The sequence below is a fragment of the Cylindrospermum stagnale PCC 7417 genome (assembly GCF_000317535.1).
Classification (GTDB): domain Bacteria; phylum Cyanobacteriota; class Cyanobacteriia; order Cyanobacteriales; family Nostocaceae; genus Cylindrospermum; species Cylindrospermum stagnale.
Genome location: NC_019757.1, coordinates 6,045,423 through 6,068,646, shown reverse-complemented (window position 1 = coordinate 6,068,646; position 23,224 = coordinate 6,045,423). Strand labels below are relative to the sequence as shown.

Genomic DNA, 23,224 nt, shown 5'->3' with positions numbered 1-23,224 from the left:
AAGGGGGGGAGTACTTTTAACCTTAAAGTGTTAGATCAAAAAAAAAAAACACAATTTATTCAGAATTGTTGGTGTAGAGGTTGTGTTCGGCAATGTACGATCTGACCGGTTCCGTCAGTAAATAACGAATCGACCGACGTTCGCGGCAAAGCTTGCGGATCTGACTTGACGAAATGCCTACTAACGGTATATCCAGGAATTGCCAGTTAATGCTAAATGACTGCTCTCTAAGTTTTTTCTCCACTTGCTTGCAGATTAACTCACTTTGAGCTATAGTCTCACCACCTAGCAGTCGGGGTGCGATTAACCAATCACACATTTGTGCTAGTTCGTGTCCACGGTACCAACGGGGTAAGGTTTGGAAAGCATCTAAACCAATAATCCAGTACCAGTGAGTATTTGGGTGCAAAGCAGATAAGTCGATCAGGGTGTTGATGGCATAGGAAATCCCAAAGCGTTTGATCTCAATTAGTGAGACTTTAAACGCTGGGTTGTTTTCTGTGGCTAGTTTCAGCATTGCTACCCGATGCTCAAACAAAGCCGCTTGTTTGTGAGGAGGATTTAGGGATGGCACCCAAATGACCTGTTCTAGGGGTACTTGATGCAAAGCTGTCTCAGCGACGAGTAAGTGTCCCCAATGAATTGGATCAAATGTGCCACCAAAAATTGCTAGCTGCTGCATCCAGTCACGCCATAGCTCTCTATGCAATTGAAAAATAGTTTCACTGCCAATGTACTATTGTAGTCAATTCACAGCTAGAGTTTATGCAATTTAAAATCAGTTTCACTACCAATGTAATCTTGTAGGCATTACCAGTAAGGCGACCAAAAATATGTATTTGACATTACAAGAATTTCTTTCCCGACGTGGCAGAAATTTACAGAATAATCATAAAAACAGGTCAGAAATTGAAAAAACCTCCCACAGAGGTAAAATCTTTTTGAACCAGCAAAACCAGAGTGAAAAAATCAACCATTTATCAGATATAAGAATAATGCAGGAGATGTATCGGTAAAAATCAAAATCCTGTTATGATACGCGTGTCATTTGTGATTATGGTGTGGTGTGGTATAAGAGGAGCAAACAATGAGTAATTCTATAGATTTTAGCGGTAGACCATTTCATTTCATTGGGGTTGGCGGTATCGGGATGTCTGCTCTGGCATACGTTCTGGCAAAGCGTCAATTACCAGTATCCGGTTCGGATCTGCGTCCAAACCAGATGACACGAAAGTTGGAATCTATCGGAGCTCATATTTTTGGTACGCAAGAAGCAAGCAATTTGGAATTCTTTCTGACTCAGGTATCGCCGAATGGAGTATTAAACTCACAAGAGAAATTACCTGCCCTCAAGTCAGTAATGCCCCAAGTAATTTGTTCAACAGCTATTAACACAAATAATTCCGAATACGCAGCAGCCCTAGAATTAGGCTGCCCAATCCTACATCGTTCAGATGTACTAGCTGCCTTGATTGCTGATTACTACAGCATTGCCGTAGCCGGAACCCACGGCAAAACAACGACTAGTAGCATGATTGGTTATATGTTACTGCAAGCTGGTCTAGACCCAACAATTTTGGTGGGTGGTGAAGTAAATGCTTGGTCTGGCAATGCGCGACTGGGAGAAAGTCGATATCTAGTCGCAGAGGCAGATGAATCAGATGGCTCACTGGTAAAACACGCTCCAGAAATTGGCATTATTACTAATATTGAACTGGATCACCCTGACCACTACGACACATTAGAGGAAGTAGTTGACATCTTCCAAAAATTTGCCCAGGGTTGCAAAATTTTGGTTGGTAGTATTGATTGTCATACAGTACGCGATCGCCTAAAACCAGAAATTAGCTATAGCTTATACCCAGATACAGAAGCTGACTACACAGTTACCAATGTTGACTATCGTGCTGATGGCACTACGGCTCTTGTTTGGGAACGAGGTAAAGCCTTAGGTGTGTTGAATTTGCGGCTGCTGAGTCGCCACAACCTGAGTAATGCCCTAGCAGCTGTGGCTGTGGGACGCGCCCTGGGTTTAGAATTTGGCGCGATCGCCAAAGGGATCGCCACCTTTGAAGGTGCAAGACGCCGCTTTGAGTTCCGGGGTGAAGTCGATGGTATTACCTTCATCGATGACTACGCTCATCACCCCAGTGAAATTCGCGTTACTCTTGCCGCAGCACGCCTTCAGGCCAGACCAGGACAAAGAGTCGTTGCTATTTTCCAACCCCATCGCTACAGCCGCACACTGACCTTTTTAGAAGAATTTGCTGAGTCCTTTGGTCATGCTGACTTGGTCGTGCTGACTGACATTTACAGTGCAGGGGAACCTGATTTAGGCCAGATTAGTGGTGAGCAACTGGCGGCGGAAATTGCTAAACAGCACCCGCAGGTAGTTTATCAACCAACTTTATCCGCAGTGTGCGATTTCTTGTTGCAAACACTGCGTCCTGGAGATTTGGCGCTGTTTCTGGGAGCCGGAAACTTGAATCAGGCGATTCCTGAAGTCATGGCGACACTTCGCGAGCCAGCTAAAGCTACATCCTAAGTTAACGAGACTTGCTAGGTTTTGTTTCTGAGCAAAGTACCCAACTAGCAATGCTTCCATTAGTTAATAAGCTTACCGTATCTATACGGTAAATAAAAAGTAAAAAATTCATCATTTGAAGTAAAGATGACAACCTCCCAGGCAGCTGGAAACCTTTGCACAGTTTCTGCTTTGACTACAAAGAAACAGGAAACAGCTAATTCTGTCGATAGTGAAATAATTTACTTACCCAGTACGGATTGTGTGATTAAGTCCCAGGCTTCCTTGTCAGCGTTTACTTCCTATAGGGTCGGCGGAGCAGCTGAATGGTACGTTGCCCCCCGAAACTTAGAAGCGCTACAAGCAAGTCTTCAGTATGCAAAAGAACAGGCTTTAAAAGTAACAATACTAGGGGCGGGTTCTAACTTATTGGTAAGCGATCGGGGTATACCCGGCTTAGTCATCGCTACTCGTCATTTCCGCTCTAACTACTTCGACCCCCAAACAGGTCAATTAACCGTCGCTGCGGGAGAATCTATTCCCAGCTTGGCATGGGAAGCAGCAGATAGGGGGTGGGAAGGATTGGAGTGGGCTGTTGGTATCCCTGGAACCGTCGGTGGGGCTGTGGTGATGAATGCAGGGGCACATAATAGCTGTATTGCAGATATGTTAGTCAGCGCCCAAGTGCTTTCAGCCGAAAGTACACTGGAAACTCTCACCCCTGACCAGTTAGGTTACCAATACCGGAGTTCATTACTGCAAGGTGGCAGTCGCATAGTTACTCAAGCTACCTTACAACTTCAACCAGGTGCTGATCCAGTAAAAGTTTTAGCGGCAACCAAACAGCACAAGCAGCATCGGCTGTCCACCCAACCCTATAACTTCCCCAGCTGCGGCAGTGTATTCCGTAATCCCACACCTTACACCGCTGGCTGGTTAATTGAACAAACTGGTCTAAAAGGCTACCAAATTGGTGGAGCACAAGTAGCACAACTGCATGCCAATTTTATCGTTAATCGTGGTGGGGCTAAGGCTAGTGATATTTTTTGCCTCATTCGTCATATCCAATACCAAGTACAAGAACGTTGGTCAATTTGGTTAGAGCCAGAAGTGAAAATGATCGGCGAGTTTCAAGCTGCAAATTGTTGAAACTTTCCATAAATTGTCCGGAAAATGGTGTATAGAAACTGGAAAATGGGAAATTTTGCCTTCTTCCAATGCTCGACAGATCCCGCAGATAGTGCATTAATTATTGGCAACAGAAGAGGCAAATTACCCACCGCATCTATAATTGAATTTGATTTGTTATTCAACGCACAAGCGAACAATCAATTATGACAGGAAAAGGACAGGGTTTTGGCTTTGGCTTGGGAAAAATGAAAGAACTGGCCGAAGCTTTTAAAAAAGCACAGCAAGTTCAAGAAGGTGCAAAGCGACTCCAAGAAGAATTGGAGCAGATGGAGATTCAAGGAGAGTCTGGCGGTGGTCTGGTCAAGGTGATTGTCAGTGGCAATCAAGAACCCAAGCGAGTGGAAATTTCTCCAGATGCTCTAGGAGAAGGTGCAGAAGTACTTTCCGATCTGGTGACAGTGGCAATGAAAGACGCCTACATCAAGTCCACTGCCACAATGCGGGAACGGATGGAAGAATTAACCAGTGGATTGGAGCTTCCTGGATTTTAGTCAATGGTCAATGGTCAGTGGTCAATGGTCAGTTGTCAGTAGAAAAAACAACTGACAACTGACACCTGACAACTGATAAACGAAGTGAAATATTTATGCCTTACAAGCTGCTGTTTGTCTGCTTGGGTAACATCTGCCGATCGCCATCGGCAGAAAATATTATGAATCATCTGATTGAGCAAGCTGGCGTGAGCAATGGCTGCGCCGACGCCAAAGGCGTACGCATTCTCTGTGACTCTGCTGGTACATCTAGCTATCACATTGGTAGCTCACCTGACCGCCGCATGAGTGCTGCGGCGGCTACGAAGCTGGGATTTAAACTGCGTGGTCAAGCTCGCCAGTTTCAAAAGTCAGACTTTCAAGAGTTTGATTTGATTTTGGCGATGGATCGAGACAATTATGAGGATATTCTCTCTGTTGACCACTCTCGGCAATATCACTATAAAGTCCATTTGATGTGTGATTTTTGCTCAAAACACACCCTCAAGGAAGTTCCAGACCCCTATTATGGCGGTACAGAGGGGTTTAATCAGGTGATTGATCTACTCGTTGATGCTTGTGAAGGTCTGCTGAAATATGTTACTAGCCAGCAACAGCAACCAAGTGAGTGATTAGCTGTTATTCGACCAGACCATGCTTCATCGCAAAACGTACCAGTTCCGCTCGGTTGTTAGTTGAGGTTTTTCTCAATAAACTGCTCACGTACTTTTCCACTGTTCGTGGACTTAGGTGTAGCTGATGACCCATTTCGGCATTAGATAGACCATGAGTCAATAGCTCTAGGACTTCCTGTTCTCTGGAAGTCAGTGAGGACAGCATCTGGGATTCGTGAATCTGAGTGAACGGAGGATTATGGGCATCCACTGCTTTTGTTGAGATGGAAGTGCCCAAATTATCTTTATGAGAAAAGCGGTACTCTGATTGAATGATTTGCGATCGCGCTAGAAGATTGCGAATCGCTGCGGCTAACTCTTCTAGTTCAAAAGGCTTGGGCAAGTATAAATCGCATCCTGATTGGTAGCCGAGAATTCTTTCCTGGGTCTTTGTGCGTGCTGTTAACAAAATTACAGGCAATAAACGAAACGCTGGTTGTTGACGCACCCGGCGCACTAATTCATAGCCGTTCATCCGTGGCATGACAATATCAGTGACAATCAAATCAGGATGGTACTCCTCGACCATTGCCAAAGCCTCTTGACCGTCATCAGCCGTGATCACCGAGTAGCCAGACAGTTCAAGATAATCGCTAATAGACAGACGAGTGCCCAGGTCGTCATCCACTACAAGGATCGTCAAGGGCATGGACAGTACACCCCTAGCATTTTTTTTACTAAGAAATTTGCTTCTATGAACACTATCAATGAACACAGACAATAATAGTGTTCTTATGTTTCATACTATGACAGGATTACCAGCTAATGACTGCCTAAGGGGTGATTTATAAAGAAAATCTTAAATCCTCAGGAAGTGTTTAAGAAGTGTAACGCACCTGCGACTTCTGTGCTTCTTAGGTGCAGAGAGTTTTGTAATTCGTAACAACTTATCACTTAAATGGCGTAAATATTCACCATCCTTTGACACTCCGCAAATAAAAATAGCAAAGCTACGCTCATCTATTTCCAAAAATCTGGGGACTCCTATTCCCGTGACTCGCTCTCAGACAGCTTTCTTTTCACCCTTCGAGTATCGCCGCTTCATTTTATCTAGACAAAACCGGACAGGGTTTACTAGCGTAGCGAATAAATTTTTGGCAAGGTTGTCCGGTTTTGTCCAGGATTCCCCAAACCCTGCCAACACCAATCAACTTCCTGAATCACCAACAGCCCAAGGTACCGGAATCGCTTGAGTAGGAAACACCTCAAAGTAAGTAGGCAGCGTCAAGATTTTGCCGTGAAGTTGGCAAGATGCGTTATCCAATCTAGCGACTTGGTTGCTTATGTAGGCGCTTCGCCGTGCCGAAGGCTGGATTTGATGGTGCGGAACATGGTCAAAAACAAAAAGCTGTCCAAGTCCATTTCTGACGCTGCGTGGTCGGCTTTTCGAGATTGGTTGGAATATTTTGGCAAAGTGTTTGGCGTGGCGACGGTTGCCGTTCCGCCTCACTACACCAGTGCCAATTGCTCTAACTGTGGGGAAGTCGTCAAGAAATCTTTGAGTACAAGGACTCATAAATGTCATCATTGTGGGTTTGTGCTGGACAGAGACTGGAACGCCGCTTGGAATATCTTAGAACTTGGACTTCGTACCGTGGGGCACACGGGAACGCTTAACGCCTCTGGAGACATCGACCTCTGCATTGGTGGGGAAACTCCTCAATCTAAGCCGAGTCGTGGAAAGAGGAAGCCCAAAGAGTGATCTTTGGAATCACCGTGGCTTTAGCCCGGTGAGGATGTCAAACGGGTAAAATATTAGAGTATCAAATACCAGAAAACGAAATTTGTCATTAGTGCAGGTGAAGTTAGGAGAGATCTGACACCAAAGAAAAGATTTTGGTGTGGCAGGATGTCACTAAATCAAGAATCCCACGACTTTAGGGCGTGGGATGGTCAAAAGCCAGTCTAAATAATTTTTTAGGCATACATACATAACACAAGCAAAATTTTCAATGAGCGATCAGAACGACGGTTACAAAGTTATTAGCGACAATCGACAAGCTCGTTATCTGTACGAAATCCTCGAGACCTACGAAGCTGGAATTCAGTTGACAGGAACCGAGGTGAAGTCGATCCGCGAGGGTAAAGTCAATCTCCAAGATGGCTATGCCTTAATTCGCGATGGCCAAGCATGGTTAATCAATATGCATATCTCGCCTTACAACGCCAGTGGACAATATTTTAATCATGAACCGCGCCGCACGCGCAAGCTGCTGCTACATCGCCAGGAGATCCGCAAGCTAATTGGTAAGGTGGAACAGCAAGGTTTAACATTAGTCCCTTTGAAAATGTATCTCAAACGAGGCTGGGTGAAAGTGAGTATCGCCCTTGGTAAAGGTAAAAAGCTCCACGACAAACGCGAAGACCTGAAACGACGCCAAGATCAGCGCGATATTCAACGGGCAATGAAAAATTATTAAGCGTTGGTCATGGGTAACGGGTAATAAGTAACCGGAAAAAACTATTACCCCCTACCGCGCTTTAGGCACACAAAATCAAGGTATACTAAATTTTATGAAGATTTAATAATTAGAAGAGAACACGCACGATGAGTCTAGAACTTTCCCCATCGGTGAAATTTGTGCTTACCTTTTTTCACCCGCTGATGATGTGGGTGCTATTAGCAGTCTCAATTTACGCTGCGTACCTGGGGCTGCAAATACAGCGTACCAGAAATGCTCAAGGCGAAGAAAAGAAAGAACTGATTAAAGGTAGATATAGCCTCAAACACCACCAAATCGGGTCGATACTTTTAGCTTTGATGGTTGCAGGTGCCATTGGAGGGATGGCTGTCACCTACATCAATAATGGTAAATTGTTTGTCTCGTCTCACCTGCTAGCAGGACTTGGGATGACTTGTATAATTGCTTTTTCTGCTGCCTTATCTCCTTATATGCAAAAAGGGGCAAATTGGGCACGGGTGACGCACATTCTGCTTAATTTTGGGCTTCTGGGGCTTTTCGTGTGGCAGGCCGTCTCTGGGGTGGAAATTGTCCAAAGAATTCTCAGTAAAGCATAGTCATTAGTCATTAGTCATTGGTTATTAGTCATTAGTCATTGGCTTCGCCGTCAGCCTCAGCCGAACGATCATTAGCTATTGACTAATGACATTAATGAGAGCGCTTTTTTTGAGATTCGACAGAAAACGGTATACCCAAAGATTGATGAAAATCTTCCTGGACTTTTTTAGTTAAGCGACGGGAGACTTGGCGAACAATTTGGTTAAGTAAGCGATCGCCAGTAGATTGAATTAAAGACTGGGGTAATCGCTGAATAAATCTGGGAAAGTGCAGATCAACCGTCAAATCCAAATCCCATTCCACTCGTGTAATCTCACCAACATTAGTAGATACATCGCTAGCCAGATTTTCTGTTAACTGTAGCGATGCCCGATAGTCCACATCATAACCAGGTGGCTGGTAGTCAGGTATGGGGATAGTACGGATGCGGTATATACCTGCATCTGCGGGCAATAATTCCAAACCAACCTTCGGCTCTACTTCATAACCAAAAGAGCCAAAACGACCAATTACTAAAGCATAGCCATTTTCCCCTAATGGTTGCACCTTCATGGGTTCAGCGCAGCGATAAAACCATGATTGGTGAGCACCAATATACTCAGCAACCACCTCTATCGGGGCATGCATTTCCATAAAGTCTTGATAATGACCATAAAATTTTGTTGTCGTAGATACATTTACTTCTTTTAATTGGTTCTCGTCTTCTGCGACGCTTGACACCACTGGTAAAATTGCTTCTTTTATTTCTAAAGATTGATATTCGCCCTTTCTTGCCAGCATAAATGCGTTTCCTATATACTTTGGCGTTTGCCTACATTAATAATTCCCAGGTTGGGCGGGATTTTTCGCACTAAGATTCCATTTTGACGGAAACCTCAACAATCTGTCATAATCTTCAGAAAATCACTAAAATAAAAAACGAAACAAACACATATTAGTTTCTCAGGATAGCGTTTATCATGAAAGCATTTGTAGCAGGTGCAACAGGTGAAACAGGTCGCCGGATTGTGCAAGAACTGATAGCGCGGAATATTCCCGTCCGGTCCTTGGTGCGCGATCTAGAGAAAGCTAGGGGTATTTTGTCTCCTGAAGTCGAGTTGTTTGTAGGCGACATATTACAACCAGAAAGCCTGTCTGCTGCTTTGGGTGATAGCACTGTTGTGCTGTGTGCCACTGGTGCGAAACCCAGCTTTGACCCCACTGGCCCCTACAAAGTAGATTTTGAAGGTACTAAAAATTTAGTAGATGCGGCTAAGACAAAGGGAATTGAGCATTTTGTCCTTGTTTCTTCTTTGTGTACCTCCCAGTTATTTCATCCGCTAAACTTGTTTTGGCTGATTTTGCTGTGGAAAAAACAAGCTGAAGAGTATCTTCAGAAAAGTGGACTGACTTATACAATTGTCCGACCTGGGGGTTTGAAGAATGAAGATGATCTCAACCCGATAGTGATGCAGAGCGCTGATACATTGTTCGATGGTAGCATTCCCCGGCAAAAAGTCGCCCAAGTTTGTATTGAGTCCCTGTTTGAATCAGCCGCACGTAATAAAATTGTTGAGATTATAGCTAAACCTGAGGCTACCTCTAAAAGCTTTGGCGAGTTATTTGCTAACGTCGCCTGAGCGAATAAATATAGAACTTGAGACCTTGCATTGCAACGTTCTTATATTACGCGAACTTTGCCTCCAAGAGTGCGTCGATGATTGTTGTTAGCTAAGAGAGCAAATTGTAAGCAGGAGTCTAAATCTGAAAGGCGTTGAAAAACTGATTGGCCCAATAGCTGCGCTGCTCGGCTTCGTATATCTATTTCAGTGGTATGTTTTTGACGATTGGCGATTTGGGCCGATTCCCTTGGGAGGATCGCCTACTGATCCTGTTCTTGGGGGAAAACAGCTTCCCTTAGTGATGAAAGGCGGTGATCCTTACATCCGTGCTTTAATGCGAACCATCTCAGCAAGTGAGGCCAGTGGGAACCGTCCTTATTCTTTGTTATATGGCGGACAGCAAGTCAATGACCTCAGCCGTCATCCGGAGATATGCGTCACCATTGTCACAGGCCCGAACACTGGTAATTGTTCCACGGCGGCTGGCAGATATCAAATCATCAATACTACTTGGTATCATATCGCCCCCCGCTATCACCCAAAACCGACGCAGTTAATGTTTTGGACTGGTTATAGTTTTGAACCAGAGTATCAAGATGTGGTGGTTCACCGCTGGTTGAGTGACTCACGAGTTTGGGAAACTGACATTTCTCAACTGCTGCGTCAGGGAAAGTTAAATGAAGTTTTGCGGCGACTGTCTCCCACTTGGACAAGTTTGGGATATGGGATAGAAACTAATTCCAACACTCGTTATTTACCTAAGGTTTATCAGAATGTCTTGCAAGAAGAATTAACCGCAGCTAATCAACCAGCATCACCAAAGTTGACACCTACACCTACCAGCAAACTAAAATCTAAGAAGTAAAGGCACAGCATTGCTCATGAGTGTCAACTTAAGCTCAAATTCTTACTATATCTCGTTAAGAGTCTCCGACTGGGAATGTCATCACAGAGGCTCTACCTCTTCTGCTGTCATTGAAGGCAGAGCCGAATAGAATTCATTCCCATACAGAGTATGGGAACGAGAAAGGTTTAGATGAAACTTAGTTTTTACCAGGTTTTCACGTTAAGTTGACACCAATGAAGGGCAAGCAATGCTGTGCCCCTACAAATAGACTGTATTCTATAGGATTGAAAACGGCTATAGTCGCTAATATAATGTCCGTTTAATTGACCATAATAAAAAAGCTGCTAACCGATGTAGAAACGTTGCATGTAACGTCTCTACATTATGGGTGATTTACCGGACATCATATAACTTACTGCATCAAAAAATTTCTGACATTTTGCACAAAAGCCGAAGTGTTTTCAAAATGAATATTATGCCCAGCATTACTAATTACTTTTAGCTGGGCAAACTCACATCTGTTAACCATTGGTGTGTTAATAGCTATAAATTTATTATCATATTCGCCAACTAGCAAAAGCAAAGGAATTTTATTTTCTTCTAGCTTTTCCCACAAAGAGGGTTGGTAGCCAGTGCCCATAAAGCGCAGTGATTTCTCTAATTCCCGTGGATTATTTTCTAAACGGCTGGCTACCATGCGAGCGTATTCTGGGTGATTTTTGATATCACCAAAAATTGGCTGATTGTACCAATTGTCTAGAAAAGCAGCAAAGTCATTTTTAGCAACACTTCTAGTTAATTTTCTGGCTATTTGGGAATCTAGTTTAATGCGGTTTAATCGTTCTGCATCTGTTGGCAAACCTGGGGAAGCTGACTCTAGGACAACTTTTAGAAAACGTTCCGGGAAGTTTAGGGTGAGGTATAAAGCTAATCTACCCCCCATTGAATAACCAACTAAAAAGCATTGAGATATTTTTAACTCATCCAATAAGTTGATTAAACCATGAGCAGTATGTTCCATTTTATAGTATTCATCCCCACCGAAAACTTGAGTTTTGCCATGTCCGGGGAGGTCAAGTGTTAGATAAGAAAAATCATCAGATAATAATTTTATGGCTTGATCAAATTCATTGATGTTACCCATAAATCCGTGTAAAAAAAGAATTAATGGTTTATCTTGTTTAGCAATTAAAGAATAGTTAAATTGATAGTTTTCTAGGATCATATTTGGCGCCATGATAGATACTAGGAATCTCGATTAGGAATTCTGTATCTTGTCTGGAATTGGCAATACACCGTATTTGCCCATTATGTTCTTCAACAACAATTTGGTAACTGATGGATTGGTCAAAGAAATATTTAGGCAAGATTCGGTTAAATTTGGGTATTATGCTTTAGTTACTGAGAATTATCACTTGATAATCTCCTTTCAATGAGATAGCGCTCATCGTATAATTTATATCCAGATGCCCAAACTATCGCTAAAGATTGTGAGACAATTGTATGAATTATGGCACTAAAAACCAGAATAATCCAGCAAAATCACTAAAATACTTGTAGTAATAAGATCTATCTTTTTTCTTCCGCTAAGGTAAAAACCGATCTAAAGCAGCTTTAAGTTGTTCAATTTCAAATTCCATATTGCCTTCTTTGGCAGCTCTGGCAACACACTCAGTTAAATGTTCATCCAATACAATTCGCGCTACCCGATCCAATGCGCCTCTAACAGCGGCAATTTGCAATAAAACATCAGGACAAGGGGTACTTTGCTGCACCATTGTCTTAATGCCACGAACGTGTCCTTCGATCCGCGACAGCCGATTGACAATTCGCCGCAAAGACTCTTGACTATGGACGTGAGGATGAGCCGATTCTCCAGTCCCAGGAGTATGATCTGTGTGGTTGTGGTCTAGATCGTGATCGTGGGTGTGTTCTGCTTGCTGGGATGTTGGCAAGGATTCTTTAGCTAATCGGTTTGAGCTATTCATGGGTGATCAAGGTTCTGGTATTAATTAAGATCCTAGCAAGGGAGGCAATGATTCAGGGGTAATGGGTGCTGTCAGTTATTTTATCATCTGTCTTAAGTAGTAAATTGTGTATTTTATCACTACTTGTCACTGACCCACCAAGAATCGAAAATCTTGATTAATGGGTAAAACCCGAACCTTTTAAGGGTGAATCTCCATAATAGCTTTGTAGCTCAATCTTCCATTAAGTTGATTATAGGTAACTGGCGCTATGCCCTAAATCAAACCTGGGGACGAGGTGAGGAAACCTGTAGTAGAGTGCAAACTTCCATGACTGAGGGTTTTCCAACCAAGCTGTAAAAATAAGTGTAGATAGATTTGTCACGACTAAGTAAAAACTAGGCTTCTAGATCATTATGCAAATTCCCAAAATATCCCAGTCTATACGCCAACGCAGTATTTATGTTTTAGCAGTTGCTTTCGGAGTTTTGCTCACGGTTAGTAGTTTGTGGGTGTTACCTTCCCAAGCAGAATCTGCGCCCCGCTTGACGATAGCAGAAGCACCGGGACTCGTTGCTCAAAGGCAATCACCTGCAACGGCGGCTATCGGTACTAGTAGTTTTGTGACAGATGCAGTGAACCGTGTGGGAACAGCAGTAGTACGGATTGATACGGAGCGTACTATTACTCGCCGTGTTGATCCATTTTTGGAAGATCCGATTTTCCGGCGGTTTTTTGGTGAAGGTTTGCCCCAACAGTCACCCACGGAGCAATTACGCGGTTTGGGGTCTGGTTTTATTATTGACAAGAGTGGGTTAATTCTCACCAATGCCCATGTAGTGGATCAGGCTGATAAGGTGACAGTCCGCCTCAAAGATGGTCGCACCTTTGAAGGTAAGGTGCAAGGGATTGATGAAGTGACAGATTTGGCGGTGGTGAAGATTAACGCTGGGAATGATTTACCTGTGGCGCCTTTGGGTTCTTCTAATAATGTGCAGGTTGGAGATTGGGCGATCGCAGTTGGTAATCCTTTAGGATTTGATAACACCGTTACTTTGGGCATTGTCAGCACTCTTAAACGTTCCAGCGCCCAAGTGGGAATTACTGATAAACGCTTGGAATTCATTCAAACCGACGCTGCGATTAACCCTGGTAACTCTGGGGGGCCATTATTAAACGGTAGAGGTGAGGTGATTGGGATTAATACAGCGATTCGGGCGGATGCGATGGGGATTGGGTTTGCGATTCCTATTGATAAAGCTAAAGCGATCGCATCGCAATTGCAACGTGACGGTAAAGTTGCTCACCCTTATTTAGGCGTGCAAATGGTGACATTAACGCCCCAGCTAGCAAAACAGAATAACACTGACCCGAATTCGGCGATCGTCATTCCTGAAGTTAATGGGGTTTTGGTGATGCGAGTTGTCCCCAATTCGCCAGCAGCAGCAGCCGGTATTCGACGCGGCGATGTGATTCTCCAAATTGATGGAGAACCAATCACCACCGCCGAACAGTTGCAAAGCATTGTGGAAGATAGTCGCCTTGGTCAAGCGTTGCAGGTGAAAGTGCAACGGGGTAATCAGACACAGCAGATTTCAGTCCGCACCGCTGAGTTGCAAAACGCTTCGTAGAACAGGCGTCACGAGAGTTCAGGGACACTTGTTAAGTTAAATCGGCAATTAGAAACTGCAACTACACAGACAAGACGCGTAGCGACTTCCCGCCGGGAAGTCCGCCTGCGCGGGTTTCAAACGCTCCTAGAATCAGCATAGAGATTGTCTATTGCGGGAATATTAATCATCATGACGGAAGCAATTCAAACTAAAACGTTACGCGATGCATGGCAGCAAGGTTTGCAGCATGGTTTAACCCAAGTTGCACTCAATATGCTGCGGGAAGGTATTGATTTAGCTTTAGTAGCAAAATTAACTGGATTACCACTTGAAAAAGTTCAGAATTTGCAAGCTAGCGATTTAGAAAATTCTCAAACACTAGTAAAAGATTTTCTGGAATTGAGTGAGTCATCACTGAGTAAAGTTTGGCTAAATACAGAGGAAGACGAAGCTTGGAAGGATCTATAGAACATCTTGTCAAAGGTGATGTCATCTCTGTACCTTTTCCATTTTCTGACGCATCTGCTACTAAAAGAAGACCTGCGTTAGTAATAGCTGAATCAGATACTAATAATATTATCGTTTGTCCTATTACCAGCAAACCAGGTAGAGACTATGAAATTAAATTAGAAGACCAAGATTTCATATCTGGAAAATTAAATTTAAGTCCTTGTTATATTCGCCCTAACATTATTGCCACGATTGATAAAAGTAATGTTATTCGACATATCGGTAAATTGAACTTTGAAAAAATCAATGAAGTCATTACTGCAATTATTAAAATCCTTCAAAAGCTACCTGAACCACCACCAGCATCAAAAGCTTTAGAACGGGGCAGAAATCCAAAATGATAAACATTTTTGATGATGTTAGGGTGGGCAATTACCTAGAGCATGGTTTAGTAGAAATGGTGTAGGCGTAGCCCGTCCTAGATATCACTTTTATAATTTAGTGTATGGATCGCCTATTACTGAAATACTGAGTATACTAAGATTATTGTTCTAGAAATAGACTAATGTTGCTTTACCACGGTACGTGTTTTGAAAATGTTCCCGGCATTTTAAGTCAGGGATTGTTACCCAGAGCCTCTGAAAATGGCAATTGGTTTGATGAGTATAAGTCAAGACCCGACGCTGTTTATTTAAGTGATGCTTATGCACCATACTATGCTCACATGTGCGGTGTCCTCAAAATGAAAATCTGGATGGGAGCCTTAATCGAAATAGATATTGATTTAGTAGAAAAACATAATTTCTACCCTGATGAAGACTTCTTAGCACACTCAAACCTAGATTTGGAAGTCGGAAAAGAGATAACAGAACGTACAAAATATTTCAGTGAAAATTTAGAGTCCTACCAGTATCTTTGGAAAGACAGCCTTCAACAAATGGGTAACTGTTGTTATATTGGCGCGATTCCTCTATCAGCGATATCTCGCGTTACAACATGGCGCTGGGATGACGTGGAAATTCTAAAAAAATGGATCTATGACTATGTATGGTACAACAACGGCGTTTCAATATTTGCTGATCAGGCGGAGGAGCAACTTTATCGCTTGCTGACGAAATGTTTTGCCAAGCGAGAAGTCGATTTAGAACAACTGCTCTTGTTACAAAAAAAGTGTGCCCCAGAGGCAAATCTTGATGATGAATACAAAGCTACCCTCATCACAGAAATGAATAAGATTAACATCGAGTATGATAAAGACACATCAAGCAATAACTAACTTTAAAAGTTATATTTTGTACCATTCTTATTAAGCCTTCCTAACCCGCCTGAGAATGAATTCCCTCCTCTTATAGCCAAAGTCCTTTAAAACTAATATCTTGCACCAGACGATTAAAATCGCGGCTACCAGAACAAAGCCTGCCTACGCAGGCTTCAAAATTCTTTATTTTTGATTAGGCCAGGTCGGTAGACTATCCCTACGGGACGCTACGCGAACGTTTTTATAGCCGCGACTTTCAGTCGTTAGGGCTAGGTGCAAGATATGAGTTAAAACGGACTGAAATCCTTTATCAGTCGTTTTTAGACGACTTCTGCTATTAGCCTCAGAATGAATTCTGAGGTGATTATTGGTGCAAATGAGTAAATAGAAAATAATTTTCGGCTAAGTCAAGCTGTTTTTATTGTGAGTGATGAAAAAAAATGCCGCCCCACCGATGACTTGAGAAAAGTCACACATCGCGCTAGTGTTCATTAGCGTAAATCTGTGATATCAGGCGATGACTATTTTACCCTCCCCGGAAATTCCCGCTTGCACTTGGAACCGTCCCATTGGACTCGGCTGGGACAAACCCTATACAGTCCGCTACCCTAGCAATATTGATGATGGCCCGTGGCATGGGATGCCTTTAGGTGGCTTTGGTGCTGGTTGCATTGGTCGTTCTTCACGGGGAGACTTTAACCTGTGGCATATTGACGGCGGTGAACATACTTTCAAAAATATCCCTGCTTGTCAATTTAGCGTTTTTGAGTCTCATGGCGCCTCCTCTCAGGCTTACGCTTTATCTACCGAACCCCCGGAAGATGGCACTCTCTCTGCTTGGCAATGGTATCCGCGTAGTGCAGAATCAAAGGCGGGCAAGATGCCCACCCCACAAGATACAGGCACATATCACGCTTTGTATCCGCGTAGTTGGTTTGTTTATGAGAATGTATTTCAAGCACAGTTAAGCTGTGAGCAATTTTCCCCGGTTTGGGCGAATAATTACCAAGAAACTAGCTACCCTGTGGCGGTGTTTAACTGGAAAGCACATAACCCGACAGATGCACCTATCACTCTCAGTATTATGCTCACTTGGGAAAATATGGTAGGTTGGTTTACTAATGCCCTGAAATCTCCCAAAGTGCAGATACGGGATGATGGTAGTCCGGTTTATGAATATCAGCCACGGTTGGGAAAAAGTCAAGGAAATTATCATCAGTTAATTGAAAATACTCAACAAGTTGGTTGTGTTTTAGGTCGGGTGGCTAGTGATGCACCTGTGCAGGAAGGGGACGGGACTTGGTGTATTGCAACTCGCAAACATCCCCTGATTGAGGTATTTCACCACACTCGATGGAATCCTGTTGGTACGGGTGATGAGGTGTGGCAAAGCTTTGCTGCTGATGGTTCTTTGCCTAATTATGTAGATGAGACAGCGGCCGCAGAGAATACCCGAATTGGGGCGGCGCTGGCTGTGCGTTTCACTCTGCAACCTGGGGAATGTTTAGAAGTTCCTTTTGTGCTGGCTTGGGATTTTCCGGTGACGGAATTTGCGGCGGGAGTTAACTATTATCGCAGATATACAGACTTTTTTGGGCGCAGTGGTCAAAATGCTGAGGCGATCGCATTTCTATCTCTACAAGAATACCAAAATTGGCGATCGCAGATTCAAAACTGGCAAAAACCGATTCTTGTCCGCGAAGATTTACCTCCCTGGTTCAAAATGGCTCTATTTAATGAGCTTTACGACCTTACCAGCGGCGGGACTCTCTGGAGTGCAGCCTCAGAACTTGACCCCTTCGGTCAGTTTGCAGTATTAGAATGCTTAGATTACCGCTGGTATGAAAGTCTCGATGTGCGGTTATACGGTTCCTTCGCTTTGCTGATGTTATTTCCCGAATTGGAAAAGTCGGTAATTCGGGCTTTTGCACGGGCAATTCCCCAGAGTGATGATCATCAGCGGATTATTGGCTACTATTACACCATTGGGGCAGATACTACCACAGCAGTCCGCAAAATTGCCGGGGCGACACCCCATGATTTGGGCGCACCCAATGAACACGTCTGGGAAAAAACTAACTATACCTGCTATCAAGATTGCAATTTGTGGAAGGATTTGGGCAGTGATTTTGTGTTGCAAGTATACCGAGATTTTCTGTTTACGGGTGCTGATGATGTGGAATTTCTCGCAGATTGTTGGGATGCGATTGTGCAGACTCTTGATTATTTGAAAGGTTTCGACAAAGATGGGGATGGGATTCCGGAAAATTCTGGCGCACCTGACCAAACTTTTGATGATTGGCGGTTGCAGGGTGTGAGTGCTTATTGTGGGGGGTTGTGGTTGGCGGCTTTGGAATGTGCGATCGCTATTTGTGATATTTTATTAACGAACCGCCAAGACGCCAAGAACGCCAAGAATTTGGAGACGCAAAGGTCTATTTATGGGGCTTGGTTGGCGCAATCTCTGACTGTGTATGAGGAGAAGCTTTGGAATGGCCAATATTACCGTCTGGATAGTGAAAGTGGAACTGAAGTGGTAATGGCAGATCAGTTGTGTGGGCAGTTCTACGCTAGATTGTTGGGATTACCAGATATTGTAAAATGCGATCGCGCTCTCTCTGCTTTACAAACAGTATATGATGCTTGTTTCTTAAAATTCTTCGATGGTCAGTTTGGTGCTGCTAACGGTGTGCGTCCCGATGGTGTCCCGGAAAATCCTAATGCTACTCATCCCCTAGAAGTCTGGACGGGGATTAACTTTGGACTGGCAGCTTTTCTCGTGCAAATGGGAATGCAGGATGAAGCATTGCGGTTAACACAAGCTGTGGTAAGCCAAATTTACGACAATGGGTTGCAATTCCGCACTCCTGAAGCCATCACCACCACTGGTACTTTCCGCGCTAGTACTTACCTGCGGCCAATGGCTATTTGGGCAATTTACTTGGTTCAGAACTTATCCAAGTCCTAGCAAAGAATGTAGAGACGTTGCATGCAACGTCTCTACCTTGGGTTCTGCATAATGCATATTTAATTTTCACTGCTATGTCTAATCAATTATTGGGCAACCCAATTTTCAATTTGCAACTTAAGATACATTCATAAACGCAGTGTTGTTTTAAAATTCGCCCTAGCTAATGTCCCACTTTTTACCCAGTAAGCAGATATCTCCATTTGTGATTGTATTTTCCGGTTGTTTCCGGAATCGTAGGAAAATATAAGTAATGGTAAGAGTTGAAAGATTTAAAACTGAAAACAAAGTGTTCAAAAATGCCCATACTGCCAGGGTTAGCCATAAAACTTACTAACTTTATGTTCACGATGAACAATCTTTTCTCAAGAAAGATTTTATTATTATGAGATTTTTCGTGGATATCAAGTTTCTAAGTTATAGCGTAAAAAAAATATCCCCAAATCTACTGGATTATTTAACTGTTGATTTTATAAATTAAATGTGTTTAAAACTACGCAAAGGAGCAACTTACGCAAATGAACACCGAATAAAATTTTGATCAACCCTGAGGTAATGTGTAGATTTTACAAGCATGCATCAGCAGTGACTGAGAGTCTGGTGTAAACAAAAATTGGGTTTTGCCTTTTTCTATCTTGTTTCGCAAACTTTCACTTAAAAAAAGCCACTGAAAAATGAGACCTCAGCAATTGGTGATTCAAAACACAAATAATTGCGTTTTCCAGAGGTGGTGGGAATGATGCTAAATCCAAGCAGTGAAGTAATTGCCAACGTTGTTCTCCCGTAATCGCTCATAAGCGTAAAAGTTAACCAGTTGACTAAAACCACGGAAATAAAATCATGAACTCCTCTTCGTCGTTAAGAGTCGAGGGAGAGCGGAAATATACAAGTAATTCCCAGTTTCCCACTCCCAATGCGGCTATTATTAAACTTTTAAATTTACTTGCCGGGGATACAAGTCTAGCATCAGACTTTAGGAAAGTTTGGGTTTTACGGGAATTTCAACTAGGTGACGAACTAACGAGCTACTGTTTAGGGGGGCAAAATCAAGACAGCGACAATAATATTTACTTAGTTTGCCAAGGTCGTGTGCGGTTGCTGGCGTTTGATGCCACTGCTGGGCGAGAAGTTTCTACTCAGTTGCTGTTGGCGGAACAAATCTTTGGCGGCGACCATCTCTTTTGCACTCAACCTTTCTCATACCGCGCGATCGCATCTAGTGCGGGTGTGGTGGCGCAAATTCCCCTCGGTACCCTCAAACTTTGGTTGCAGCGCCTACCTAAGCTAGAAAATTATCTGATTCAGTTAACTGTTGAGCGACAAGCACTAATTTTCTTCAAAAGTTACACTGAGTTGCGCTCATTGCCCAGCTTAACTATCAAGCAATTTTTACCCCATATCCGAGAGAGCAAAATCAACGCTGGTTCGTCTTTGGTAGAAGCAGCACCGCCAACAACAGGACGCTTTTGGCTGGCGAGGGGAAAAATTCAAACCTCAGCAGTTGTAGCTCAAAGCTGGGGATATCCTGATGTCACACCAATCGAGGGCATTGCCGCCACGGAGTTGTCAGTTTACCACTTGCCGATAGAACATTGGGAATTAGCAACAGCTTTAGCACCGCAGCTATTTCCTCACAAGTTGCCACCAATCAAAGAGGAGAAATTTGATCATAACTGGCAAATATCTCCAAATCCTGTTTCCCAGGTAATTGATCCGCTACCTAACCATTCCCTGACAGACAGTCTACACAGTTTACAAGATCTTGATTTTCCTCAACCTCCACCCAGAGGTAGATTCTGGCGTACTTATCCTTTTATTCAGCAGCAGAGTTACTCCGATTGTGGGGCAGCCTGCTTGGCAATGATTAGCCAATATTGGGGCAAACGTTTGAGCCTCAACAGTCTGCGAAATTTAGCGGCAGTAGATCGGATGGGTGCGTCGCTCCAGGGTTTAGCCGCTGCCGCCCAAACTTTAGGCTATGATGTGCTACCTGTGCGGGCGAGTTTGGATAAGCTGGAATCCAATCCTAACCCGTGGGTGGCTCATTGGCAAGGAATTCATTATCTAGTTGTTTGGCGAGTCAAAGGCGTGAGCATTTTAATTGCCGACCCAGCTAGAGGTAAACGCTGGCTCTCGCGTTCTGAGTTTGAAGCCGGCTGGACAGGATACGCCCTGATTTTAAACCCCACGGAACGATTCGACGCCCTCCAAAGTGAGGAAGTTTCTCTAAATCGCTATTGGCAGTTATTCCAGACTCATCGTCAATTACTCCAGCAAATCATTCTCGCCTCAGTCTTGGGTTCAGTTTTGGGACTGGCTACTCCCCTATTTACTCAGATTGTTCTTGACCGCGTCATCCCCCTCCAAAGCTTTGTTCCTCTAAATATCTTTGCTGTCGGCTTCCTCATCTTAGGCATCTGGCGCATAGCTTTAACAGCCGGGCGTCAATTTCTGCTGGACTATTTTGCCAACCACATCGACCTCAGCTTAATGAGTGGTTTTATCAGTCACACATTACAGTTACCGTTGCAGTTTTTTGCCTCGCGCCAAGTGGAAGACATTATTAGCCGTATTCAGGAAAACCGCAAAATTCAGATATTTCTCACCCATCAAGTGCTTGGTGCTGCCTTAGACGCTGTGATGGTGGTGATTTTTTTGGGGTTGATGGTTTATTACAACTGGCAACTGACTCTTTTAGTCCTGGGTTGGATTTTACCGATTGTGCTTTTGACCTTGGGAGTCAGTCCCTTCCTGAAAAAAGTATCCCAGGAAATTCTGCTCTCATCAGCACAACAAAATGCCTCGGTAGTAGAAATGATCACTGGTGTGGCCACAGTTAAAACCGCAGGGGCTGAGGCGTCAATGCAGAATCGTTGGCAGGAGCGGTTTATGAGTATGGTGCAGGTGCGGTTGCGTGGGCAGAAGCTAGCTAATAAATTACAACTAGCTAACCGGTTACTTTTGCACCTCGGTAACACAATGGTGTTGTGGTTCGGGGCGAGTTTGGTGATGGGTGGAGAGATGACCCTGGGTGAGTTTGTGGCTTTTAATCTGCTCACCAGTAATGTTGTTAATCCCGTTTTGGCTTTGGTGGAATTGGGGAATGAGTTGCCAGAGGTACTGATTTCTCTGGAGAGGCTGAACGATGTTTTGGATTCTGTACCCGAAGAAAATCCCCAAAAAGCCCTGCCCCCAATTCGCGGTGAAGTGCGTTTTGAGAATGTCTCTTTTCGTTACAATGCCTCGGAAGAGCGCAACACCTTACAAAATATGACTTTTAAGGTGAAACCCCGGCAGACTATTGGCATTGTTGGTGAAAGTGGTTCTGGTAAAAGCACTGTAGTTAATTTACTGACTGGTTTATATCGTCCCCACACTGGGCGGATTTTGATTGATGGGCATGATATTGCTGAGGTTTCGCCCCAGTCGTTGCGAAGTCAGTTAGGGTTTGTCTCACAGGAATGTTTTCTGTTTTCCGGCACGATTTTAGACAATATCACTTTGTATAGCTCGGAATTTAGTCTTGAAGGTGCGATCGCATCTGCGAAGTTAGCAGAAGCACACAGCTTTATCGAGGCGCTGCCTTTGGGATACAACACCCCCGTCGGCGCTGGCGGTTTCCAGCTTTCTAGTGGACAAAGACAAAAAATTGCGATCGCTCGCGCACTGATCAGAAATCCAGGAATTTTGATTTTGGATGAAGCGACAAGCGCCCTAGATGCCGATTCAGAACGCTCTTTTCACGAAAACTTAACCCGCATTAGTCTGTATCGTACCACCTTCATCATCTCCCAGCGTCTTTGTGCCATGTACCATGCCGACTGTATCCTTGTCCTCAACCGAGGTATCGTCGTTGAGCAAGGTACTCATCAAGAACTAATAGCAATTGGCGGTTTTTATTCCCACTTAGCTCAACAGCAATTGCCGCTGTAATCTCACCTAGCTTAGTCAGTCAGACCCCGAAAATCAGGAAAATTATTAGTAAATTAACTGAGCAACATTCTCTAGAAAATAACTAATTATTAATTATAAAAAATCTAATTTAGATTAGTAAAACCTGCTACAGTTTATTTTCATAATGCCCCCTCAAGGGGTATTTTTATATTTATTTTTTAGCCTCTATAAAGTTAATAGATTATACCATATTTCAAAAATTATTATAAGTTTTTTCTTTGTAATTACTGGCAAAAAACTCTGCAATAAACACAATAATTTTACTGTAATTTATGCGGATAAGTGAAAGCTAACAATCTTTCCATACAACATATTTTACTCAGATAGATAACAACATTTAATCAATGATATATAAAAAATAATTTCAATAAATATAGTCTAGTCAGATTTCGCAGATAGCATCTGTAATGCTTGTATGGTAAGGTTTTGCAGGCAAAATTAGTAGCAAAATTTCCTAGTAACTTGAGAAAAATATAACTTTAAAATAGATTGCATGAGGGGTGTTACCCCCTGTTTCATATTAAATATTAAGGCATAAAATAAAGAGATAAATTACATCAGGAATTAACTAAAGATGTTGATTAAAATTAACTTATAAGCCTATAAAATTGCCGGATGACATGAGCAGCGAAAAATAGTATAAATAAAAGTGTAAGTTTTGAGATTCAGGGTGGGGATATATTTTCC

At 43.3% G+C, this 23,224-nt stretch carries 20 protein-coding genes and 1 pseudogene; 16 read left to right on the top strand and 5 right to left on the bottom strand.

The genetic code is table 11. From position 1 onward, the window contains the following. Positions 1–55: 55 nt before the first annotated feature. The gene (gene nadD / locus CYLST_RS25530; RefSeq protein ID WP_015210632.1) at positions 56–682 is read right to left on the bottom strand and encodes a nicotinate (nicotinamide) nucleotide adenylyltransferase; all 627 of its coding nucleotides are present in this window, start codon (positions 680–682) and stop codon (positions 56–58) included. 405 nt (positions 683–1,087) lie between these two features. On the opposite strand from nadD, the gene murC reads away from it, so the two are divergent. The 4 genes from murC to CYLST_RS25510 all read left to right on the top strand — a co-directional run bounded on the left by murC (position 1,088) and on the right by CYLST_RS25510 (position 4,817). Continuing rightward, complete coding sequence (gene murC, locus CYLST_RS25525; RefSeq protein ID WP_015210631.1) at positions 1,088–2,545, top strand: UDP-N-acetylmuramate--L-alanine ligase; 1,458 nt, start codon at positions 1,088–1,090, stop codon at positions 2,543–2,545. A gap of 126 nt (positions 2,546–2,671) precedes the next feature. Continuing rightward, positions 2,672–3,673 (top strand): UDP-N-acetylmuramate dehydrogenase, encoded by a 1,002-nt coding sequence (gene murB, locus CYLST_RS25520; RefSeq protein WP_015210630.1) that lies wholly within the window; start codon positions 2,672–2,674, stop codon positions 3,671–3,673. A 185-nt stretch (positions 3,674–3,858) separates the two neighbouring features. Then, complete coding sequence (locus tag CYLST_RS25515; RefSeq protein WP_015210628.1) at positions 3,859–4,206, top strand: YbaB/EbfC family nucleoid-associated protein; 348 nt, start codon at positions 3,859–3,861, stop codon at positions 4,204–4,206. Positions 4,207–4,301: 95 nt separating this feature from the next. Then, a complete protein-coding gene (locus CYLST_RS25510; RefSeq protein ID WP_015210627.1) occupies positions 4,302–4,817 on the top strand; it encodes a low molecular weight protein-tyrosine-phosphatase in 516 nt (171 codons plus the stop codon). A 7-nt stretch (positions 4,818–4,824) separates the two neighbouring features. Here the strand turns inward: CYLST_RS25510 and CYLST_RS25505 are convergent, their stop codons facing one another. Next, complete coding sequence (locus tag CYLST_RS25505; protein ID WP_015210626.1) at positions 4,825–5,508, bottom strand: response regulator transcription factor; 684 nt, start codon at positions 5,506–5,508, stop codon at positions 4,825–4,827. A gap of 343 nt (positions 5,509–5,851) precedes the next feature. Here CYLST_RS25505 and CYLST_RS25500 point away from each other — a divergent pair, with 343 nt between their 5' ends. The 4 genes and pseudogenes from CYLST_RS25500 to CYLST_RS25485 all read left to right on the top strand — a co-directional run bounded on the left by CYLST_RS25500 (position 5,852) and on the right by CYLST_RS25485 (position 7,878). Then, the gene (locus CYLST_RS25500) at positions 5,852–6,052 is read left to right on the top strand and encodes a hypothetical protein (protein ID WP_041233267.1); all 201 of its coding nucleotides are present in this window, start codon (positions 5,852–5,854) and stop codon (positions 6,050–6,052) included. Next, positions 6,025–6,561: pseudogene (locus CYLST_RS25495) on the top strand (RNA-guided endonuclease InsQ/TnpB family protein); the annotation flags it as partial. The gene CYLST_RS25500 and the pseudogene CYLST_RS25495, both read left to right, overlap by 28 nt. Positions 6,562–6,811: 250 nt before the next feature. After that, a complete protein-coding gene (smpB, locus tag CYLST_RS25490; RefSeq protein WP_015210625.1) occupies positions 6,812–7,279 on the top strand; it encodes an SsrA-binding protein SmpB in 468 nt (155 codons plus the stop codon). Positions 7,280–7,407: 128 nt separating this feature from the next. Beyond that, positions 7,408–7,878 (top strand): DUF4079 domain-containing protein, encoded by a 471-nt coding sequence (locus CYLST_RS25485; RefSeq protein WP_015210624.1) that lies wholly within the window; start codon positions 7,408–7,410, stop codon positions 7,876–7,878. A gap of 91 nt (positions 7,879–7,969) precedes the next feature. On the opposite strand, the gene CYLST_RS25480 is transcribed toward CYLST_RS25485, so the two are convergent. Beyond that, positions 7,970–8,659 carry a DUF1997 domain-containing protein gene (locus CYLST_RS25480; protein ID WP_015210623.1) on the bottom strand — a complete coding sequence of 230 codons (690 nt, stop codon included), beginning with the start codon at positions 8,657–8,659 and terminating at the stop codon, positions 7,970–7,972. 179 nt (positions 8,660–8,838) lie between these two features. On the opposite strand from CYLST_RS25480, the gene CYLST_RS25475 reads away from it, so the two are divergent. Then, complete coding sequence (locus tag CYLST_RS25475; protein ID WP_015210622.1) at positions 8,839–9,498, top strand: SDR family oxidoreductase; 660 nt, start codon at positions 8,839–8,841, stop codon at positions 9,496–9,498. Positions 9,499–9,727: 229 nt separating this feature from the next. Beyond that, positions 9,728–10,345 carry a glycoside hydrolase family 24 protein gene (locus CYLST_RS25470; RefSeq protein ID WP_015210621.1) on the top strand — a complete coding sequence of 206 codons (618 nt, stop codon included), beginning with the start codon at positions 9,728–9,730 and terminating at the stop codon, positions 10,343–10,345. A 394-nt stretch (positions 10,346–10,739) separates the two neighbouring features. Here the strand turns inward: CYLST_RS25470 and menH are convergent, their stop codons facing one another. Both menH and CYLST_RS25460 read right to left on the bottom strand, forming a co-directional pair. Further along, positions 10,740–11,552, bottom strand: a complete 813-nt coding sequence (gene menH / locus CYLST_RS25465; RefSeq protein ID WP_041233266.1) for a 2-succinyl-6-hydroxy-2,4-cyclohexadiene-1-carboxylate synthase — start codon at positions 11,550–11,552, stop codon at positions 10,740–10,742. 361 nt (positions 11,553–11,913) lie between these two features. Beyond that, entirely contained in the window at positions 11,914–12,315 is a 402-nt protein-coding gene (locus CYLST_RS25460) for a metal-sensing transcriptional repressor (RefSeq protein WP_015210619.1), read from the bottom strand. Positions 12,316–12,710: 395 nt separating this feature from the next. Here CYLST_RS25460 and CYLST_RS25455 point away from each other — a divergent pair, with 395 nt between their 5' ends. The 6 genes from CYLST_RS25455 to CYLST_RS25430 all read left to right on the top strand — a co-directional run bounded on the left by CYLST_RS25455 (position 12,711) and on the right by CYLST_RS25430 (position 22,516). Continuing rightward, complete coding sequence (locus tag CYLST_RS25455) at positions 12,711–13,925, top strand: HhoA/HhoB/HtrA family serine endopeptidase (RefSeq protein WP_015210618.1); 1,215 nt, start codon at positions 12,711–12,713, stop codon at positions 13,923–13,925. A gap of 171 nt (positions 13,926–14,096) precedes the next feature. Then, positions 14,097–14,375 (top strand): hypothetical protein, encoded by a 279-nt coding sequence (locus CYLST_RS25450; RefSeq protein WP_041233265.1) that lies wholly within the window; start codon positions 14,097–14,099, stop codon positions 14,373–14,375. Further along, on the top strand, positions 14,360–14,758 hold the full coding sequence (locus CYLST_RS25445; protein ID WP_015210617.1) for a type II toxin-antitoxin system PemK/MazF family toxin: 399 nt from the start codon (positions 14,360–14,362) through the stop codon (positions 14,756–14,758). Before CYLST_RS25450 ends, CYLST_RS25445 begins: the two co-directional genes overlap by 16 nt. A 164-nt stretch (positions 14,759–14,922) precedes the next feature. Then, on the top strand, positions 14,923–15,633 hold the full coding sequence (locus tag CYLST_RS25440) for a hypothetical protein (RefSeq protein WP_015210616.1): 711 nt from the start codon (positions 14,923–14,925) through the stop codon (positions 15,631–15,633). Between the two features lie 499 nt (positions 15,634–16,132). After that, complete coding sequence (locus CYLST_RS25435; RefSeq protein ID WP_015210615.1) at positions 16,133–18,583, top strand: GH116 family glycosyl hydrolase; 2,451 nt, start codon at positions 16,133–16,135, stop codon at positions 18,581–18,583. A gap of 840 nt (positions 18,584–19,423) precedes the next feature. Beyond that, positions 19,424–22,516, top strand: a complete 3,093-nt coding sequence (locus CYLST_RS25430; RefSeq protein ID WP_015210614.1) for an ABC transporter transmembrane domain-containing protein — start codon at positions 19,424–19,426, stop codon at positions 22,514–22,516. Positions 22,517–23,224 lie beyond the last annotated feature (708 nt).

Excerpts from the sequence above, each read along its gene's own strand:
- murB (WP_015210630.1), top strand. The coding sequence starts at position 2,672 with ATGACAACCTCCCAGGCAGCTGGAAACCTTTGCACAGTTTCTGCTTTG.
- CYLST_RS25430 (WP_015210614.1), top strand. The coding sequence starts at position 19,424 with ATGAACTCCTCTTCGTCGTTAAGAGTCGAGGGAGAGCGGAAATATACA.
- CYLST_RS25515 (WP_015210628.1), top strand. The coding sequence starts at position 3,859 with ATGACAGGAAAAGGACAGGGTTTTGGCTTTGGCTTGGGAAAAATGAAA.
- CYLST_RS25485 (WP_015210624.1), top strand. The coding sequence starts at position 7,408 with ATGAGTCTAGAACTTTCCCCATCGGTGAAATTTGTGCTTACCTTTTTT.
- CYLST_RS25450 (WP_041233265.1), top strand. The coding sequence starts at position 14,097 with ATGACGGAAGCAATTCAAACTAAAACGTTACGCGATGCATGGCAGCAA.
- murC (WP_015210631.1), top strand. The coding sequence starts at position 1,088 with ATGAGTAATTCTATAGATTTTAGCGGTAGACCATTTCATTTCATTGGG.
- CYLST_RS25455 (WP_015210618.1), top strand. The coding sequence starts at position 12,711 with ATGCAAATTCCCAAAATATCCCAGTCTATACGCCAACGCAGTATTTAT.
- smpB (WP_015210625.1), top strand. The coding sequence starts at position 6,812 with ATGAGCGATCAGAACGACGGTTACAAAGTTATTAGCGACAATCGACAA.
- menH (WP_041233266.1), bottom strand. The coding sequence starts at position 11,552 with ATGATCCTAGAAAACTATCAATTTAACTATTCTTTAATTGCTAAACAA.
- CYLST_RS25510 (WP_015210627.1), top strand. The coding sequence starts at position 4,302 with ATGCCTTACAAGCTGCTGTTTGTCTGCTTGGGTAACATCTGCCGATCG.
- CYLST_RS25475 (WP_015210622.1), top strand. The coding sequence starts at position 8,839 with ATGAAAGCATTTGTAGCAGGTGCAACAGGTGAAACAGGTCGCCGGATT.
- CYLST_RS25480 (WP_015210623.1), bottom strand. The coding sequence starts at position 8,659 with ATGCTGGCAAGAAAGGGCGAATATCAATCTTTAGAAATAAAAGAAGCA.
- nadD (WP_015210632.1), bottom strand. The coding sequence starts at position 682 with ATGCAGCAGCTAGCAATTTTTGGTGGCACATTTGATCCAATTCATTGG.
- CYLST_RS25505 (WP_015210626.1), bottom strand. The coding sequence starts at position 5,508 with ATGCCCTTGACGATCCTTGTAGTGGATGACGACCTGGGCACTCGTCTG.
- CYLST_RS25435 (WP_015210615.1), top strand. The coding sequence starts at position 16,133 with ATGACTATTTTACCCTCCCCGGAAATTCCCGCTTGCACTTGGAACCGT.
- CYLST_RS25440 (WP_015210616.1), top strand. The coding sequence starts at position 14,923 with ATGTTGCTTTACCACGGTACGTGTTTTGAAAATGTTCCCGGCATTTTA.
- CYLST_RS25460 (WP_015210619.1), bottom strand. The coding sequence starts at position 12,315 with ATGAATAGCTCAAACCGATTAGCTAAAGAATCCTTGCCAACATCCCAG.